This window comes from Pseudomonas sp. GW821-FHT05H12, assembly GCF_059419385.1.
This window is the reverse complement of the sequence record NZ_JBWKRS010000007.1, coordinates 21,894-39,576: the sequence shown is the minus strand read 5'-3', so window position 1 is coordinate 39,576 and position 17,683 is coordinate 21,894. Positions and strand designations below refer to the sequence as shown.

Sequence of the window (17,683 nt, the reverse complement as noted above, 5' to 3'; positions counted from 1 at the left end):
CGTGATTTGCGGTAAAGAGTCCTTTTCGGGTTCGGTGGTTTTTCCGAAGGAACGACGAGCGGATACTCGACTCCATTGTTCACACCCCCTTCAGGAGTTACCGATGTCTATCCCTAAGCACGCTGTTCCCGCCTTTGGCCTTGGTACCTTTCGCCTGCAAGGCCAGGTGGTCATCGATTCGGTGAGCACCGGCCTGGAACTGGGTTACCGCGTCATCGACACCGCGCAGATCTATGAAAACGAAGCCGACGTCGGCCAGGCCATTGCCAACAGCGGCATCCCGCGCGACGAGCTGTTCATCACCAGCAAGATCTGGATCGCCAACTTCGCCGAAGGCCAGTTGATCCCGAGCCTCAAGGAAAGCCTGCGCAAACTGCAGACCGATTACCTGGACCTGACCCTCATCCACTGGCCATCGCCGGAAGACCAGGTGCCCGTGGCCGAGTTCATGGGGCAATTGCTGGAAGCCAAGCGCCTGGGCCTCACCCGTGAAATCGGCATTTCCAACTTCACCATCGACCTGATGAAGCAGGCCATCGCCGCCGTGGGTGCCGAGAACATCGCCACCAACCAGGTCGAACTGCACCCCTACCTGCAAAACCAGAAAGTGGTGGACTTCGCGACCGCCAACGGCATCCAGATCACCTCGTACATGACCCTGGCCTATGGCGAAGTGCTGAAAGACCCGGTGATCCAACAGATCGCCGAACGCCATCAAGCCACCCCGGCGCAGGTCACCCTGGCCTGGGCGATGCAGCTGGGTTATGCGGTGATCCCGTCGTCGACCAAACGGGCCAACCTGGAGAGCAACCTCAAGGCCTTGCAACTGACCTTGAGCGCTGCCGACATGGCGCAGATCGCCAGCCTGGAACGTGGCCACCGCCTGACCAGCCCCAAGGGCATCGCGCCGAAGTGGGACTAGACCCTGGCCACTGGCTGGCGGGATAACTCCCGCAGCCACGGCAACACCCGCAGGCCTGTATTGGCCTGCGGTGGGTCGATGATATCCATGAAGTGTTCGAGGTTGACGTTGTCCGGCACGCCGGGCAGCCGCACGAGTACAGCCGGCGTTGCGCCGGCCGGTGCCGCCAGGTCGAGGTGATCGTAGACCAGCACATGGCGGACCTGGGGTTGCGGCCCGCACGTGTGGGCGGCGAGCCCCGCGTTGATGATGAGCACATCAAAGGGCTCGGCAGGGATGGCAGTCAGAATCTGGACTTCCTCGAACGTTTGCACCGGGACGATCCGGTGATACCCCAACTGGTTGAGCATTTTCTCGATGTACAACCGTTGCAGATGCTGTTCATCGGCAATCAGGATGGTCAGTGCTTTGTTCGGCATGGCAAACCCCTGGGCAGGCAGTGCTCGTCAGTGAGCGGGGCCCATTTTCCAGACATATTCCGCAGACAAAATCAGGCTTGTTCCCCCTTCATGTAGGAGTTCTCCCAAACCCTCCGAATGGCCGTCAACTGTAGTCATACCTGATTGCAATAACGGCTCAGGCCATGGTGCAAATCGTCGAGAACCTCCATCCCCGCCTCGACGACCGGGCCCAGGGTTTGCCGATCCCGCTGTTCGCACACGGCCTCCAAGGCTTCACAACAGGCAATCAATGCCTGGGCCTTGACCATCCGCGCGCCGCCCTTGATACGGTGGGCAAGGTCGTGCAGTTTTACAAACTCGGGCTCATGTCGCAGGGAGGCGAGCAACGTGCGGTCAGCTTTGAGGCTGTCGAGCAGTGGTTGGAGTAACTCGTTGAGGGCGCCAGGGGCGTCGTTGGTCAGCGCGATCAATGCACTCAAATCAAACTTTGCTCCAGGCTCGACCACATCCCCGGCCGTGGTTGCAGCCAATGCCGAGCGCAAATCATCCAGTCCTGTGGGTTTGAACAGGCATCCGTCCATACCCGCCTGGCGACAGCGTTCAGCTTCTTCAGGCTGCGCATTGGCAGTGAACCCCAGCAACAGGCATGGCACCCGCCTCTTGTCACGCTCCTGGGCGCGAATCTCCTGGGCAAGTTGGTAACCGTTCTTGAGGGGCATATTGCAATCGGTGATCACGCAGTCAAAGTGGCCCGCCTGCCAGAGTGCCAGCCCTTGGACGCCCTCTTCTGCCGACGTAATACGATGCCCCAGGAAACTCAATTGCCGTGTCAGCAGCAACCGATTGGCCGGATAGTCATCCACCACCAGAATGCTCAATACACGCGCAGGCGCAAGGTGCGGCATGGGCACTGCCAGCGGCGCGGGCGAGGTCGTCGTGAGGGCCAGTGTCAACGTCACATCAATGCGCGTGCCCTGCCCCAGCACACTGCTCAGGTGCAGCTGCCCCCCCATCATTTCGCACAAGCTGCGGCTGATCACCAACCCGAGGCCTGAACCGCTGCGAACTGACTGTTCGTTGTTGCTGCCCTGGCTAAACGGGTTGAACAACCGCAGTTGATCTTGCGCGCTGATGCCAATGCCCGTGTCCTGCACCCACAGCCGGAGCATCAACTGCTCTCCCAGCAGTGTCCCGTGGGCCCCCAGTACCACCTGGCCGTTGGCGGTGAACTTGATGGCATTGCTCAGCAAGTTGGATACGACCTGCTGGAATCGCAGCGGATCGACCAGCACTGCACGCTCAATCAGCGGGTCCAGGTCCACTTGCAATACCAGGCCCTTGGCCCGTGCGAGGCCCTCGAACACCCGCGCCACCGAGGCGAGCCGCTCGTGGAGGTTGGTGGGTTCAAGGGTCAGGGAAAGATGATCGGACTCAATCCGTGCAATATCAAGAATATCGCCGATCAACTCCAGCATGCCGCGCGAGGCCACCGAAGCGACCTCCAGTGCATCCCGGTCTGCCCGACCTTGCTCGGCGTTTTTCAGGGCAAGCTCGATCATGCCGATCACCGCGTTCATCGGCGTGCGTATCTCGTGGCTCATGGTCGCCAGAAAGGTGGTCTTGGCGCGGTTGGCCGCATCGGCATCTTCCTTGGCCTCCTGGACCTGACGCAACAGTCGCTGGCGTTCACTCACATCCACCCAGCCAGCAATCATGCCGACCACGTTATCGTCGCCATCACGGTACGGCAGCATCCATTGATAGATGGTCAGCGCCTCACCATTGGGCAACTTGAGTATCCGGTCGTGGATCTGCGGTTCGCCCATCGCCATCAGCCGCAAGTAGTCCTCATGGAACGACCGGGCCTGCGGCGGGTTGCCAGTGTCGGTTTCCACCACGGTCTTGCCGATCACGTGTTCAAGCTTGAAACCAAACACATCGAGATAGGCGTTATTGCACGCCATTAACCGTCCCTGGCGGTCTCGCACGTAAATCGGATGGGGCGTGCCATCGATCAAGACGCTCATGAAGCGCATCTGATCGCTCAAGGCGCGCTCGGCCTGCACACGCTTGCGGATCAGCGTGCGCAGGTAAATCGCCCAACCCAGGGTCAGCAACAGCAACAACGTGGCCAGGCCAAAACCTTGCAGGATCACGTCACGATGGCGCAGCCAGTAACTCTCTTCGACGATGACTTCGGTGCGCCACTGGTTGGTCAGTTCATCCAGTTCCTCTGGAGGGATACTCAACAGCGCCTTGTCGAGGATCGAATACAGTTCCAACTGGCTTCGGTTGACGCCAAATGTGACGCGACCTGGCTCTGGGCCAACGGTACTGGTGATACGCAGGCGATCACGGTAGTTGCGCGCAATCATGTAGCGCGCGCTGATCAGCAACAACACCGTTGCGTCGGCTTCCCCATTGGCGACCAGCGCCATGGCCTGCTCCGGGCTCTGTGTGTCGAGAAACGTGATGGTGGGATAATCCCGGGCTATTTGCGCCCCCAGGCTGTTGCCGCCGATGAACGCCAGGCGCTTTCCCGACATGTCCTCCAGCGTAACCGTGCGCTTGTCGTCGTTGCGCACCACCAGGACGTAGGGGTTGGAGACATAGGGTCGCGTGAAGCGGACCTTTTCAGACCGTTCGACGCTGGGGGTGACGACCGCGAGCATATCTGCACGCCCCGCGTTGACGTCCTCGATCTGCTGCGGCAGTGAACTGCCCGGCACCACGTCGAACTTCAAGCCAGTACGCAAACTGATCCGCGACAACACCTCGGCGCTCAGTCCTTCAAATTGCCCTTGTTCGTTGAAAAAAGACAGCGGGACGAATGGGTCGAGAACCGCCACTTTGATCCTCGGGTATTTTTCCAGCCAGCGCTGCTCACTGACACTCAAGCGCAGCCGATCGGCCTCCAGATAACCGCCTCCGGCACTCCAGCGTCGCAGGATTTCCATTTGCTGGTTGACGGGAACCGCCGCCAATGCGGTGTTGATGATATTCAGCAGCCGCGTATTGTCCTTGGCGAAGGCAAACCCGAAGGGGTTGACCTCCAGGGCGGAGAAGTCCGCCATGCGTACGTTGTTGAGGTGATTTTTGTTGATCAGATAACGGCTGCTGATGGCATCGCCCAGGTACACGTCAGCCTGGCCGAACGCCACGGCACCGATCGCTTCGAAGGTCGATGCAAACAACTGCAGATGAGCCTTGGGGTAGAACGCCTGGACGGCATCGGGCTGCATGTAGTGATACAGCATCGCCACGCGCTTGCCGGCGAGGTCGGCACTCAACGCCTGGCTGGCACTGGAGCGGGTGGTCAACGTCGGTTGATCATTGGCATAGGTGCGAGACAGCACCAACTGCGGGTCGGCTGCTTCGTACCCATTGGCTGAGCCGAGAAAGTCCACGGCCCCTACCTTGAGCGCTTCGATCACTTCGTCGCGGGTGTCGTAGCGACGAACTTCGATCGTGACGTTCAATGCCTGGCCGATCAGCGCCGCGTAGTCGGCGGTGATACCCTCGAGTTCGTCATTGTTATTGGTCAGGTCAAAGGGCGCGTAATCGGGCGCGGAAACCCCCATCAACAAGGTCCGCCGCTGCCGCAGCCAGCGCCCGTCGGCTTCGTCCAGCGGCACGGAAATGCCGTCAAAATCCGAGTGCCCCAGCAAGTGCAGGTGTCGCGGCTCGTCCAGTGCGGTCGCCGCCACGGGCAGTAATCCCGCCCACAGGATCACCGCCCCCCTGAGCAGCCAGTGGATAGTCATTTCAGGTCAGATCAGATGATTGCGCTGAGCAAACTTGGACAAGTGCACGATCGAGGACATGCGCAGCTTTTCCTTGAGCCGAGTCTTATAGGTGCTGATGGTCTTGTGACTCAGCAACATATCCTCGGCAATTTCTTTGTTGCCAAGGCCCAGTGCCAACTTCTGCAACACGGTCAATTCGCGATCCGACAGTGCGTCCACTAATTGCTGCTCGGTGGACTGCAAATCGTCGCGGTGGACCGAGCTGGTCGGCAGGCTGGGGAAACAGCTATAACCGGACATCACGGCTCTGATGGCTTTTTGCAGCTCATCCAGTTCACCGGTCTTGGCGACAAACCCCATGGCGCCCGCGCGCATGCAACGGGTCGAAAAGAACACCGCCAGATAGGACGTCAGCACCAGGATTTTACAAGGGAGGCCCAGGGCCCTGATGCGGCTGATTACTTCCAGACCGCCCAGCTTGGGCATGGCCAGGTCCAGGATAATCAGGGCCGGACGCTCCTCACGAGCGATCTGCATGGCATCGGCGCCATTTCCCGCTTCATAGAGGGTATCGAAGCCTTCTTGCTTGAGCAGATAGCGGACGGTGGCACGGATAAACGGATGATCATCCACAATTAACGCTTTGTTCATAGGGCTCCCCTGGGAGGATCGGAACACTTACATTTCAAGCGGGCCCCATCTACCTGTGAAAAGTAACAGTTCCGACCAACGGCACTGATTACCCTGCGCGGCAACTCCGGCAACGGGGCCCCTCTAATTGAAAAACACGACAACCACGTAAAGCCGCACCTTGATTCCTGGGTAGGAACAAGCGCGCAACCTTAACAACGCCGCGTCCCCTTGAATGAAGGGATAGTCTCGAATGCATGTAGGACTTTTCCTCGCATAAGCATAGGCAACATTGCGCCAGGTAAAACTGGCGCCAGGGGACTAGTCGGTGGTACTCGGGCTCCAGAAGGCCTGCACCACCAGGGTCGAGGTGGAGATTCGTGCCACCAGCGCATCCAGTTCATCACCGTCCACGGACGTAACCGCCAAGGTTGCCTCGATCTCCACTTCTTCAGTGCCAAACGGGCGAACGTCGACATCACTGGCCGGGTAGTTGCACCGCGCCAACTCAGCCTCCAGCAACGCCAGGACAGCCTTCTGCTGAGTGCGTCGCGCAATGACATAAAGAATGTTGGTGACCTCTGCCGACACCACATCCAACGGCTGACGGTTGATGTTATTGACGATCGGACGCAGCAGCGTATTGGCTGCCAGCACGAACAATGTGCCCAGCAGTGCTTCGAGAATCAGGTCGGCCCCCGCGCACGCCCCCACTGCCGCCGACGCCCAGAGGGTTGCGGCCGTATTGAGCCCGCGCACATTGCCCTCTTCACGCATGATCACGCCGGCACCGAGAAAACCGATGCCCGACACCACATACGCCACGACGCGTACCGCACCTTCCGCACCACCGAGCCGGTTGGCCATGTCGACAAAAATCGCCGCGCCCACCGCTACCAGCACGTTGGTACGCAACCCCGCCGTGCGCTGGCGATACTGACGTTCGAAACCGATCAAGCCACCGAGGATAAACGCCGCGGTGAGGCTCACCAGGGTATCGACCAGGGAATTGAGGTTGATGTTGTTGATTGCTTGCATGGAATGTTGCTCCTGACGACGGACTGTCCTTATGAACACGGTCCTTGCCTGCCAGTCTGACTGGCCATTGTGAAAATCCATCCAGCCAGGTACGACCGGCCGCACCATGCCCGATAAACAGGCAAGGTCAGCTCGGCCCGCCCACCGTAAAGGCAGGCGTGTCCGTCGCATCCCGATTGGCATCAGGTGCGGGTCAGCGTCAATTGAGAGGGATCTGAGCAGGAGCCAGGACTGACCACTGCCGGGATACCGCATCTCGCTATTTCAGGCGAGACAACGGCATCGGAAGAATGCGCGTTACCTTGCCAAGTTGGTGCCGGTTACCGAAACCGGCCGACGACTGTCACTCGAACAAGTACCCACTGAGGGTCTCCGCTATTGATAAAAACGCCCGCAGCTTACGCTCCGAAGATGGGTGAGTAAACCGTAGGAAAATGTACCGCCACTGAATAAAGCCCATTCTTCAGGGCTGGTTCAGGAAAATTATCTGACCCAATCCCTGTAGGAGCTGGCTTGCCAGCGATTGCGGCGTATCAGCCAATCATTTCATGGCAGACACTCCGCAATCGCCGGTAAGCCGGCTCCTACAAGGGCGGTGTATAACCCGGTCGATCGCGCTCGACTCGCGCCAGGTAATCATCAACCTGGCCACCGGCCAACGCCTTGACCTGAATGGACACCGTATTCACCTGCCGCCCCATGGTGATGCCTTCCCGCGTGCGCACCTGCACATACCCCAGCTTGGGCCAGAAGCGTTCGGCCCTGGTGTTGCCGATGACCACCGTCAACCGCAGCCATTGGGCCCCCTTTCGGGCAGCCCACGCCTCAAGGTCTGCATGCAACCGCTGCGCAAGCCCGGTGCCATGCAAGGGTGTGTCCACCAGCAACAGGCCAATATGCCAGACGCCCATCGCCAACAAATCCGCTGCGATGTTTACCACCGCAACCAGTTGATCCTGTGCATCGCGATAACCCAACCAGTACATCCGGCTGCATGACCACCCAGCGGGCAATTGACCCTGCAACTCTTCATGCGCCTCCGTCGGGGTGGCCGGCTCACCGTTGACGGCGATGAAGTAATCCGGCGCACGCTCGAAAAATTGCTGCAGCTCGGCTACATCACTACCGCCCAACTCAACCACCCGGATGCCCGCAACGGAACATCCCGGCAATACCTGTGAATCAACGTCCATGTTTGCTCGTCCTCAATCGTCCCGTGTCAGCACTTCGAGCAATTCGATCTCAAAACGCAGATTGCTGTTGGGCTTGATATGCGCGCCCATCGAACGCTCGCCGTAGGCCAAGTGCGCCGGCACAAACAAGGTGCGCACACCGCCGACCTGCATGCCCATCAAACCCTGGTCCCAGCCCTTGATCACCCGCCCGGTGCCGATCACACACTGGAACGGCTTACCGCGCTCCCAGGACGAATCGAACACCGTGCCATCTTCCAGGGTGCCGGTGTATTGCGTGGTGATCAGCGCGCCCTTGACCACAGCTTTGCCGGTGCCGGGGCGGATGTCGGTGATTTGGAGTTCGTCGGTGCTCATGAGGTGCTCGCTGGAAGTGCAAAGGGTGGGGTTTTCCCAGAACTGGGTGGGTTTGGCAAGTCCCGGGGCCAGATCACTGCATGACAACCAAAGCTGGGATCAGCTACTCCGTTCGCCGGTTGCGCTGCACCTACAAAAAAATACGACTTCCCGTCGTTAGAAACTTCAACCCGCTGATGTTGACCCGCAATGCCTGCGCTCATCCTATAAATAAACCAGCAACACCGAATAAAGGAAATGTGAATGACCATCGGCTCCAACTTTAATTATCCGGCTGACGTAGCCCAACAACATTTTCGAAAAAAGCGCTCTACTCAAAATAAATGGAGGGCCAGATTCCCTAATCCTCCCGATTTGTGTTTTGACTATCGCACTTTGGTAGAACAAGTAAACGGCATCGCGCAGGCGACGAACGCCAACCATAAGATCTGCATTATCGGCGCTGGCATAACAGGCCTAACAGCTGCACGGGAACTCTATAGATGCGGATTCACCAACATCACGCTATTTGAAAAGTCGAAAAGACTCGGCGGCAGGCACTTCACCACCCTCGGGAATAACAACACTCCGACCATCGGCAGGCCACCGTTTGAAATGGGAGCGATGAGAATGCCGTTTTTCAACACATCCAATGAGCCGCCGAAAAATGGTCGATCTCTCATGGCCTATTACGCCAATGAATTCGAACTGCATCATTCAGACTTCCCAAACCCAGGTAGCCCTGCGGTCCACTCTACGGGGATATACCTTAGAGAGGGCAGCATCGACGGCAGCGGCGAGCCCACCATGCTCATATGGAAAAACACCGACGGAAACACAGCGCCTCCCGGCGAAACACTGGGTAAGGTTTTCGCAAAATGGAAATCTTTTGCCGAGCGCATGACGCTCACCGTCGCCGAACACTATGGTGCCGACCATTGGGAAAAGTTATGGGATTCGATAGTAAGAAAGTATGAAGGTATTTCCTTTCGTGATTTGGTAAAGATGCCCCCCATTGACAGTTGGCAAAAAAATGACCCAGGCAATTTTGGTGGCATGGGAATGACGGCACAGGAATCAGCTATTTTCTATTCCATCGGAATTGGCGATGGCAGTTGGGGCGCATTTTATGATGTCTGCTCACTTTATCCACTGCGCACAGCGATATTCGGATTCAGCAGCCATCTGCAATTGATCCACGGCCGCATGAATGCAGACGGTATGATTCTGGACGCTCCCTACTTAAACGCCAAAGAAACGCTAGACTCTAGAGGGCTAAAATTTAACAAACCAAACTATATTGGGCTTGGTTCGCTGGCGGAGTCTCTTCTTTTCATAAAACCGAAAGAAGCCCCTGAGTCCTTATACGAACATTTAATCAAAAGTGATTCGGGGCTCATGACCAATAGCGCTGTGACAAAACTAAAAAGGCTCGACAACTGAAAAATAAGAGTTGAATACAACTGGAATAACGAGTCAAACATATCGAAAAACCTTCAACATATAGAGTGTGACTCTGTCGTAATGACACTCCCCTCCTGGCTGATCGAGACACAGATATCAATCGAAAATTTCAACAGCGACTTGCTCCCTTTTGAAATAATAGAGGCTTATAAATCCGCCCACTGGGAAACCAGTTGCAAAGTCTACGCCCCGCTTAAGAAATCTTTTCTATCACGCAACAAAAACATACCGCAAGCCATCGTAACAGACACCCTGATACACGACGTGTACACCTACCGCTACAATAGCAACAACACCTATGACTGCATCCTTCTCAGCTACACATGGGAAGATGACGCTACCAAACTCTCATTTTTCAATGACCAAGAGCTAATCGAAAAGTGCATAATCGAGCTTGATAGAATCCTCTTAAAATCCATAAACACAAATGAAAAAATCTCTCCCTACATAGGTCATAAACAAGCAATTGTTCAACGCTGGATGAATGATAAAAACGCTCTAGGCTGTGCAAAACTTTACCGCGCAGGCACATACTACAATGCGGTGAGCTTGATGAAATACAACAGAGACTTCTCTCATACCTCGGGACTTTATCTCTGTGGCGAGTCGTTTTCGGTGGACGCGGGCTGGACTGAACCTTGCTTCAGAGGTGCCATTGACGCCGTAATACACATCTGTAACAAAACCCACGCAACGTTCAATGGTGGTTTCACCCTGCAGGACTACCCTGAGTATAAAGTCGAACCGTAAAAGAAATAGACCACAACACGACAGGAACCATCCGACTTTCCATTAAACGCTTTGCCGCCTCTTATAAACGTCCAGCCACTCTCCGGCTGCATAACAATAAGAGGTCGCCTTCATGAGTGAATCAGTAAGCCCCGCACGCGTAGCGGTCATCCAACTTGATCCCCAAGTCGGCATGGAAAATCGAGAAAATAACCTGCGCCAAAGCCTTGCACTTGCGACCGAAGCAGCACATGGCGGCGCCAAGCTGATCGTGTTGCCCGAACTGTCCAATTGCGGTTATTTCTTCAGCAGTCGACAGGACGCCTTTGATCATGCGGAGACCGTACCGGACGGAACAAGCGTAAGGGCATGGATTGACTTTGCCAGTACGCACCAGGTGTATCTGGTAGCGGGTCTGAGCGAAATAGACGGTATGCAGTTGTTTAACACGGCTGTACTGCTCGGCCCGGATGGGTTTATCGGTAAATACCGCAAAGCGCACTTATGGAACTTGGAGAAGCTTTGGTTCACTCCTGGTGACACCGGTTTTCCGGTGTTTGAAACACCCATCGGCCGCATCGGGTTACTGATTTGCTGGGACATATGGTTCCCGGAGGTACCGCGCATTCTGAGCCAGCAAGGCGCAGATATCATCTGTAGCTTGAATAATTGGGTGTGGACCCCACCGCCTCTATTCGATGAAGCGGGTAAATGCATGGCGTCCTACCTGACGATGACTGCAGCCCATGTGAATAACGTGTTTATCGCCGCCGCCAGCCGCATCGGCGAAGAGCGAGATGCCCGTTACCTGGGATGTTCGTTGATAGCCGGAACCAATGGTTGGCCGATCGGAGCAGTGGCTTCAGCCAATCGACAAGAAATACTGTTCGCCGACATCGACATCACCAGCTCCCGCAGCGCACCTATCTGGAACAGTCTCAACGACCTGCAACGAGACCGACGCCACGATATCTACGATCAAATGCTCGGATACTCCCTCCACCCCGCTCTGCCGCGCTGACGGAGGGGGACAACATGGAAACGCTCATTACCAATACGAACCGACGTCTTTCGGGAACAGATATCACCGTTATTGTGCTGGGACTGATCAGCACACTGATGGCGCTCTGGGTGGTACTCCATCATGAGGGTTCCTGGCCAGGCTATACAGAAATGGTGGCAGATCTGTCACAACCGACAGCCTGGCTGCGTTGGGTACTCGGGGACATCAGTGAGGTCGCCTTCTACAAACATGAACTTGCCTCGGTCGGCTTGTTAGGGGGGGCCTATCTGGCCTGGTGGGCCAGCAAGCACGGGAGAGCCTGGCAAGGGTTTTCGATTGCCTACGGTACCGGCCTCTGGCCCTGGCTGGTGACCAGTTCACTGCTAGGGCTAGTGCTCAGCAATCTGTTCTGGGGCTGGAGCGTCACCGAACAGACGTGGCAACCCACATTCGCAGCCTTCGTGTCTTTACCTGCGGCCATGGTGCTGATGTTTGGTGGGGGGTGGAAGGTTACGCTCAATGGTGCGGTGTTGGGGGCATTGCTGGTGACGCCGATGTGCTTGTTGCTCGTGAATTTCGTGTGCACTCCGTTGGGCTTACCCGTCGTCATCGGTAATGTGACAGGTATGGCCATCAGCAGCGTTATCGCATTCGTGCTATGTCGTCGAGTACCCTCGATAGTGCGCTCCGACTATCTCCCTCCAGTCAAACCAATACCTGCCAAGACGCCGACCTATGGCGTGATATGGAGCCTGCGTCGGGTACTGGCAGACTTTTCCGAGGCGCCATTTTTCGGGAACGAGCTAGCCAGTCTCGGACTGCTGGCAGGCGTCCTGCTGGCCTACGCGCTGAACCCCCTCAGCCCTGTATATGGATCGGGATTGGTTTTGCCCCTGCTAGGCGCGCAAGCGCTGACCTCAGCATTGGGCGTCGTGATCTGGCGGCAACAGTGGATTAGACGAGGCTGGTATCCAACCTACGTTCCGCTGGTCTCTGTGGTACCTGCGGCCGTACTGACCCATGGAGGTAGCTGGAGCGTGATTGCCTCCAGTGCACTGCTCGGAGCACTGATCGCCCCACCATTGGCTTGTGCCATTGCGCAGCGCTTGCCTGCGCACGTTCATCCGTATATCGGCAATGTCATCTCGATGGCAATCAGCACGCTGTTGATAGTGCCGCTGGTAGGTGAGTTAATCCAAATGTGAAGGTCTGTCCTACGCTGTGCTCTTTACGCAGCGTAGGAGCAATCAAAGTCGTTGCCCCATCACAACTACCGCCAAAACCGACTCCAGAACCCGCGCCCTAAATCATCCTTGCACCCCGCATATTGGGCCGCGTACATCTGCGAGCGCGCCTGCACCTTGCTGGCCACCGGCGGCAGCCAGGCTTTGCTGGCGTAGGTGCGCTGGCGGTAGCCGCCCCAGCCTTCGTGGTAGTTCAGGTATTGGCCGTAGGCGTCGTACTTGTAGACGCCGTTGATGCTGTAGGTCTTGTCCATGTACCAGCCGACGAAGTCGATGGCATCGTCGAAGTCCTGGCGGCTGGCGCCGGTGCGGCCGGTGCTCTTGCGGTAGTCGTTCCACACTTCATCCTTGGCCTGGGCGTAGCCGGACGCGGTGGAGACGCGGCCCCAGGGGATGATCCACAGCAGGTATTTGCGCGGGGCCTTGGCGTCCTGGTGGAAGCCCGACTCCTGATACATGATCGCGAACGGCACCTGAATCGGCACGCCCCAGCGCTTTTGCGTGACTTTGGCGGCGTCGTACCAGTCGTCCTTTTCACGGAAGATGCCGCAGAGGTCGTTGGGTGTGCGTGGCGGCGAGGTGCCGCACGCCGCCAACATCGAGGTGAGTAGTAACAGTCCGACGGCTTTGCCTGCGCTCAAGGGGCACCTTTGCGAGATACGCGTAAAAGGCCAGCATTCTGCCACAGGACGGGTAGGAGCCGGCTTGCCGGCGATGGCGGTGTTTCAGTCAGCACGTCGGTGCCTGTTTGATCGCTATCGCCGGCAAGCCGGCTCCTACGGTTAGGGATTGGGTTTCACCGCGGCGACAACCTCCAGTTCCAGCAGGCCGCCGCTGGGCAGGCCTGCCACGCCCACCGCCGAGCGTGCGTGACGGCCGTGCTCGCCAAACACGTCGATCAACACCTGCGAAGCACCGTCGACGACTTTGGAGAAGTTCTGAAAACCCTCCCCGCCGTACACAAAGCCACGCACGAATAAAATGCGCTCGATGTTCTCCAGGCCCACGGCCTGGTCCAACGCGCTCAGGGCACGCAGTGCGCAGGTTTGCCCGGCGTGCAGCACGGTTTGCGGCGGCGTCTGGTCGGTCACCGGGCCGCTGATCACGCCCTCGCCCACCCGGCAAACCTGGCCGCTGACATAGGCCACGCCGGCGTGGATCGTCACCGGTACGTAGTCGCCCTTGGGGCTGGGCGTCTCGGGCAACACCATGCCCAAGACGGTGATTCGCTCGCGCAGGCTCATGCCGGCGCCTCGGCGAATTCCACGTGCCCACCCAGCCAGCAGCCCTGCACCTGCCCCGTCTCATCGCGGCGAAAGCGCAGGGAAATCTGCGACGGCCGGCCCATCGCCCGCCCTTGGCGGATATGCACCGGGCGGTCATCGGCGGTCACCAGGCCGTTCTCCAGCAAGCCAAAAGACAAGGCTGCGGCGGCGATGCCGGTGGCGGCGTCTTCCGGGTAGCCCGAGGATTTGGGGAATTGCCGCGCATCGAACTGGCGACCTTCCAGGTCCGACGGCGCATACGGGTACAAACCGGTGGAGCCGATGCGTTCACACAGTTGCTCCATACGGCGAAAGTCCGGCTTGAGGCTGTCCAGCACCGCCACGCTTTTCAAGGCCACCAGGGTTTTCACGCGGCTGGTGCAAGCATTCTGGATCGGCAACGGCGCCAGCTCGTTGGAAGTGATGCCCAGCACCGAGAGGATTTCGGCCTCCACCAGCGGGTCACTCAAGGCTTCGACCTGGCCCTTGGGCTGGCTGATCTCCACCTGGATCTGCGGCGTCCCCGCATCGGTTACCCGCGCGTCGACGCGCCCGCTCTGGGTCCAGAGTGCCAGGCGGTCCTTGTGCAACATGCCCAGTTGATCCAGCAACCACACTGCGCCGACGGTGGCATGCCCACACATTTCCATCTCATGGTTGGGCACCCAGAAGCGCAGGGCAAAATCAAAATTACTGCCAGCCGGCGCGGCAAACACAAAGCCGCATTCATGCCCGTAATCTCGGGCGACCTGCTGCATATCGGCGTCGCTCATACCATCGGCCACGGCCACGGTGGGGGCCGGGTTGCCGCCACGGGGGGTGGCGGGAAATACATTGACCAGGTGAACCTCGGGCGTCATTTCGCCTCTCCCTTGAGGGTGGAAACAGTCGGCGCCACAGCGTCGACGATGGAATTGGTGTAGACCTGTTGCGCGTCGAGCGACACAGGCTCGTTTTCAACCGCGTTCATGAAGCTGATGTTTTTCTCGACACCGTCTTTTTCGATGCGCGGCGTCGCCGGGTAGGACGGCAACGAGGCGGTCCAGGCGGCATCAAAGATCGCCGCGTCGGTATGGGCGAAGTACGGGCGCACCGACTCACGGGCCTTGGCCGGCTCGGTGGCGATCAGGTGTTCGGCCTTCCACAGGGCGCGCACCAGTTTTTCAGCGGTGGCCTTGTTGGCGCTCAGCCAGTCCTCGCGGGCAATCATCGCGGTGAACAGGAAACCGTCCAATGGCTTGTATTCACCCTTGGCCAGGTCCATCAGCACAAAGCCGCCTTGCTGCGCAGCGGTGGTGATGGTCGGTGGCGACAACGAAAAGCCATTGATGCTGCCCTGGGAAAACGCCGCCAGCATGTTCGGCGCGCCGCCGATGGGCATGATGGTGAAGTCTTTGTCGGGGTTCAAACCCGCGTCCTTGGCCAGGTAGCGCACCAGCATATCGGTGGTGCTGCCGGGGCCGGTCACGCCGATCTTCAAGCCTTTGAGCGCCTGGGCGCGGGCGGACACCGGCGAGGTGGCCGACACCCCGGCCTTGTGCGCCGACTCACCGTCGATCACCACGGTACTGCCGAACTGGGTCTGCACGGCGGCGAAGGCCTGCACATTCTGGCCTTTGCTGCGGGCGCGCTCCGCCACGGCGGGCAGGCCGACGTAGGCATCGGCGTCGCGGCCGAGCACGGCGGTCAGCGCGGCCGAGCCGCCTTTTTGAAACACGATCACTTCCACATTCAGGCCTTCTTCGGCGAAGTAGCCCTGCTTCTGCGCGACGTAGATCGGCACATACAGGAAGCCTTCGCTGGGGAACGCGAGGGTGACTTTGGTGAGGTCCTGGGCCTGGGCAGCGGGCAGGAAAGCGGCGCACAACAGGCTGGCAAACACGAAACGCTTAAGCATGATCAAGCTCCACGATTAAAGGGGGGTTAAACCGCAACTTCACGTTCCGCTTCATTGGCTTTCCAGGGCATGAGCTTGCGCTCGGCCAGCTTCACCACCGTGTTGAGGATCAGGGCCAGGGCGATGATGCCCACCAGCGCGGCGAACACACCGGCGGTGTCGAACTGCGAGGCGGCATCCGACAGCAAGTAACCCAGGCCACGGTTGGCGGCGATGATCTCACCCACCAGGGCACCGATCAGTGCGTAGGGCACCGACAAGCGCAGGCCGGTAAACACCCAGGTGAACGCCGACGGGATCACCACCATGGTCAGCAGGTCGCGCTCCTTGGCCCCCATCAGGCGCAGGATGGTCAATTGCTCGCGGGACACGTTGCGCACCCCGCTGTAGGTGTTGAGAAACACCAGGAAGAACACCACGGCGGCGGTCAGGATCACTTTCATCGGCAAGCCGATGCCAAACCACAGGATGAACAACGGCGCCAACGCCACTTTGGGCAGGCTGTAGAACGCGGTGAGAAACGGGTCGAGGATATCCGCCAGCACTTTCGCCCGGCCCAGCACCAGGCCTGCGATCAAGCCCGCGAGGGAACCGAAGAAAAAGCCCAGTACGGCTTCGAGTGTGGTGATGCCGGCGTGGTAGAAAAACACCCCGTTCAACAGGATTTTCCACAGGCTTTGCGCCACTGCCGAAGGACGGCTGATGAAGAACTCCACGCCGAACCAGCGCGACACGCCTTCCCACAACAGCAGCAAAAACACCAGGAACAACACGCGATAAACCTGGATCATACGACCTCCAGAGAGTGAGCCAATGAAGCGGGATCGGCCGCGCCGGCGACATCTGGCGCAAGGCGTTTCCACAGTTCGGCGCAGAGCGCCACGTAGCGTGGGTCGGAGCGCAGTTGTACGAGGTTGCGTTCGCCCGTCAGGGGGATGTCGAGCACATGGTCGATGGTGCCCGGGCGCCCGGCGAACACCACGCAGCGGTCGGCCAGGGCGATGGCTTCGTCGACGTCGTGGGTCACGAACAGCACGGTCTTGTTCAGCTTGCGACACAGACGCAACAGTTCGGTTTGCAGGGTCAGGCGCATCTGCGCATCGAGGGCACCGAAGGGTTCGTCCATCAGCAGGGTTTCCGGGTCGCTGGCCATCAAGCGCGCCATGGCCGCGCGTTTGCGCATGCCGCCGGAAAGCTGGTTGGGGTAGCTTTCGCCAAAACCGGTGAGGCCCACCAAGGCCATCAACTCTTCAACCCGCGCCTCGATCTGCGCCTTGGGCACGCGGCGAATCTGCAACGGCACCGCGATGTTGCCCGCCACGGTGCGCCACGGCAGCAAGTGGTCGGCCTGGGTCATGTAGCCCACCCGCGTGTTCACGCCTTTGACCTCGGCGCCGTCGTAATGCACCTGGCCTTCGGAGGGCCCGAACAGCCCGGCCGTCATGTTGAGCAACGTGGATTTGCCACAGCCCGACGGGCCGACCAGGGTGATGATTTCACCGCGCTGCACCTGCAGCGACACATTGCGTACAGCCACAAAATGGCGGCCCTCGACCTTGAAGCTTTTTTGCACGCCTGAGAATTGAATAAAGGGTGTTGCGCTCACCGCCCCTCCTCGTCCGGTACGCCGGACTTGTTCGTTGTTGGTGAACAGAGGATGAACGGATGACAGATTTGTGGCGCACGGGATCGGGCCGGATCACGCGCGGGATTGGGCCATCGATTGCTGGAAATCCAACGGCTGGAACCGAATCAACTGTGGGAGCTGGGGTGGGGGGGGGGGGGGGGGGGGGGGGGGGGGGGGGGGGGGGGGGG

15 protein-coding genes and 1 pseudogene are annotated in these 17,683 nt (G+C 58.7%); 4 read left to right on the top strand and 12 right to left on the bottom strand.

All coding sequences use genetic code 11. The features are described 5' to 3' along the window. Positions 1-103 precede the first annotated feature (103 nt). Complete coding sequence (gene dkgB / locus AC07SU_RS08145) at positions 104-922, top strand: 2,5-didehydrogluconate reductase DkgB (protein ID WP_494996710.1); 819 nt, start codon at positions 104-106, stop codon at positions 920-922. On the opposite strand, the gene AC07SU_RS08140 is transcribed toward dkgB, so the two are convergent. The 6 genes from AC07SU_RS08140 to AC07SU_RS08115 all read right to left on the bottom strand — a co-directional run bounded on the left by AC07SU_RS08140 (position 919) and on the right by AC07SU_RS08115 (position 8,287). Beyond that, positions 919-1,341, bottom strand: coding sequence for a chemotaxis protein CheY (locus AC07SU_RS08140; protein WP_494996709.1), 423 nt, complete (start codon positions 1,339-1,341; stop codon positions 919-921). The two genes, dkgB and AC07SU_RS08140, sit on opposite strands and share 4 nt — an antisense overlap. Positions 1,342-1,475: 134 nt before the next feature. Beyond that, positions 1,476-5,087, bottom strand: coding sequence for a transporter substrate-binding domain-containing protein (locus AC07SU_RS08135; protein WP_494996708.1), 3,612 nt, complete (start codon positions 5,085-5,087; stop codon positions 1,476-1,478). 6 nt (positions 5,088-5,093) lie between these two features. Further along, on the bottom strand, positions 5,094-5,720 hold the full coding sequence (locus tag AC07SU_RS08130; protein WP_176997578.1) for a response regulator transcription factor: 627 nt from the start codon (positions 5,718-5,720) through the stop codon (positions 5,094-5,096). 300 nt (positions 5,721-6,020) lie between these two features. Then, positions 6,021-6,737 carry an MgtC/SapB family protein gene (locus tag AC07SU_RS08125; RefSeq protein WP_176997577.1) on the bottom strand — a complete coding sequence of 239 codons (717 nt, stop codon included), beginning with the start codon at positions 6,735-6,737 and terminating at the stop codon, positions 6,021-6,023. 584 nt (positions 6,738-7,321) lie between these two features. Then, positions 7,322-7,930: a GNAT family N-acetyltransferase gene (locus AC07SU_RS08120; protein WP_494996707.1), complete on the bottom strand. Its 609-nt coding sequence runs from the start codon at positions 7,928-7,930 to the stop codon at positions 7,322-7,324. A 12-nt stretch (positions 7,931-7,942) separates the two neighbouring features. After that, positions 7,943-8,287: an FKBP-type peptidyl-prolyl cis-trans isomerase gene (locus tag AC07SU_RS08115; RefSeq protein WP_104993266.1), complete on the bottom strand. Its 345-nt coding sequence runs from the start codon at positions 8,285-8,287 to the stop codon at positions 7,943-7,945. Positions 8,288-8,530: 243 nt separating this feature from the next. On the opposite strand from AC07SU_RS08115, the pseudogene AC07SU_RS08110 reads away from it, so the two are divergent. From AC07SU_RS08110 to AC07SU_RS08100, 3 genes and pseudogenes are all read left to right on the top strand, one after another. Beyond that, positions 8,531-10,480 (top strand): annotated as a pseudogene (locus AC07SU_RS08110) (flavin monoamine oxidase family protein). A 112-nt stretch (positions 10,481-10,592) separates the two neighbouring features. Further along, the gene (locus AC07SU_RS08105) at positions 10,593-11,480 is read left to right on the top strand and encodes a nitrilase family protein (RefSeq protein WP_494996706.1); all 888 of its coding nucleotides are present in this window, start codon (positions 10,593-10,595) and stop codon (positions 11,478-11,480) included. A 14-nt stretch (positions 11,481-11,494) separates the two neighbouring features. Further along, on the top strand, positions 11,495-12,667 hold the full coding sequence (locus AC07SU_RS08100) for a hypothetical protein (RefSeq protein WP_494996705.1): 1,173 nt from the start codon (positions 11,495-11,497) through the stop codon (positions 12,665-12,667). Between the two features lie 65 nt (positions 12,668-12,732). On the opposite strand, the gene AC07SU_RS08095 is transcribed toward AC07SU_RS08100, so the two are convergent. The 6 genes from AC07SU_RS08095 to AC07SU_RS08070 all read right to left on the bottom strand — a co-directional run bounded on the left by AC07SU_RS08095 (position 12,733) and on the right by AC07SU_RS08070 (position 17,474). Beyond that, entirely contained in the window at positions 12,733-13,347 is a 615-nt protein-coding gene (locus tag AC07SU_RS08095) for a transglycosylase SLT domain-containing protein (protein ID WP_494996704.1), read from the bottom strand. A gap of 141 nt (positions 13,348-13,488) precedes the next feature. Next, positions 13,489-13,950 carry a RidA family protein gene (locus AC07SU_RS08090; protein WP_494996703.1) on the bottom strand — a complete coding sequence of 154 codons (462 nt, stop codon included), beginning with the start codon at positions 13,948-13,950 and terminating at the stop codon, positions 13,489-13,491. Continuing rightward, positions 13,947-14,831: a PhzF family phenazine biosynthesis protein gene (locus AC07SU_RS08085; protein WP_494996702.1), complete on the bottom strand. Its 885-nt coding sequence runs from the start codon at positions 14,829-14,831 to the stop codon at positions 13,947-13,949. Before AC07SU_RS08085 ends, AC07SU_RS08090 begins: the two co-directional genes overlap by 4 nt. After that, positions 14,828-15,868 carry an ABC transporter substrate-binding protein gene (locus AC07SU_RS08080; protein WP_494996701.1) on the bottom strand — a complete coding sequence of 347 codons (1,041 nt, stop codon included), beginning with the start codon at positions 15,866-15,868 and terminating at the stop codon, positions 14,828-14,830. Before AC07SU_RS08080 ends, AC07SU_RS08085 begins: the two co-directional genes overlap by 4 nt. A 26-nt stretch (positions 15,869-15,894) precedes the next feature. Next, positions 15,895-16,659 carry an ABC transporter permease gene (locus AC07SU_RS08075; RefSeq protein ID WP_494996700.1) on the bottom strand — a complete coding sequence of 255 codons (765 nt, stop codon included), beginning with the start codon at positions 16,657-16,659 and terminating at the stop codon, positions 15,895-15,897. After that, a complete protein-coding gene (locus tag AC07SU_RS08070; protein ID WP_494996699.1) occupies positions 16,656-17,474 on the bottom strand; it encodes an ABC transporter ATP-binding protein in 819 nt (272 codons plus the stop codon). Before AC07SU_RS08070 ends, AC07SU_RS08075 begins: the two co-directional genes overlap by 4 nt. Positions 17,475-17,683 lie beyond the last annotated feature (209 nt).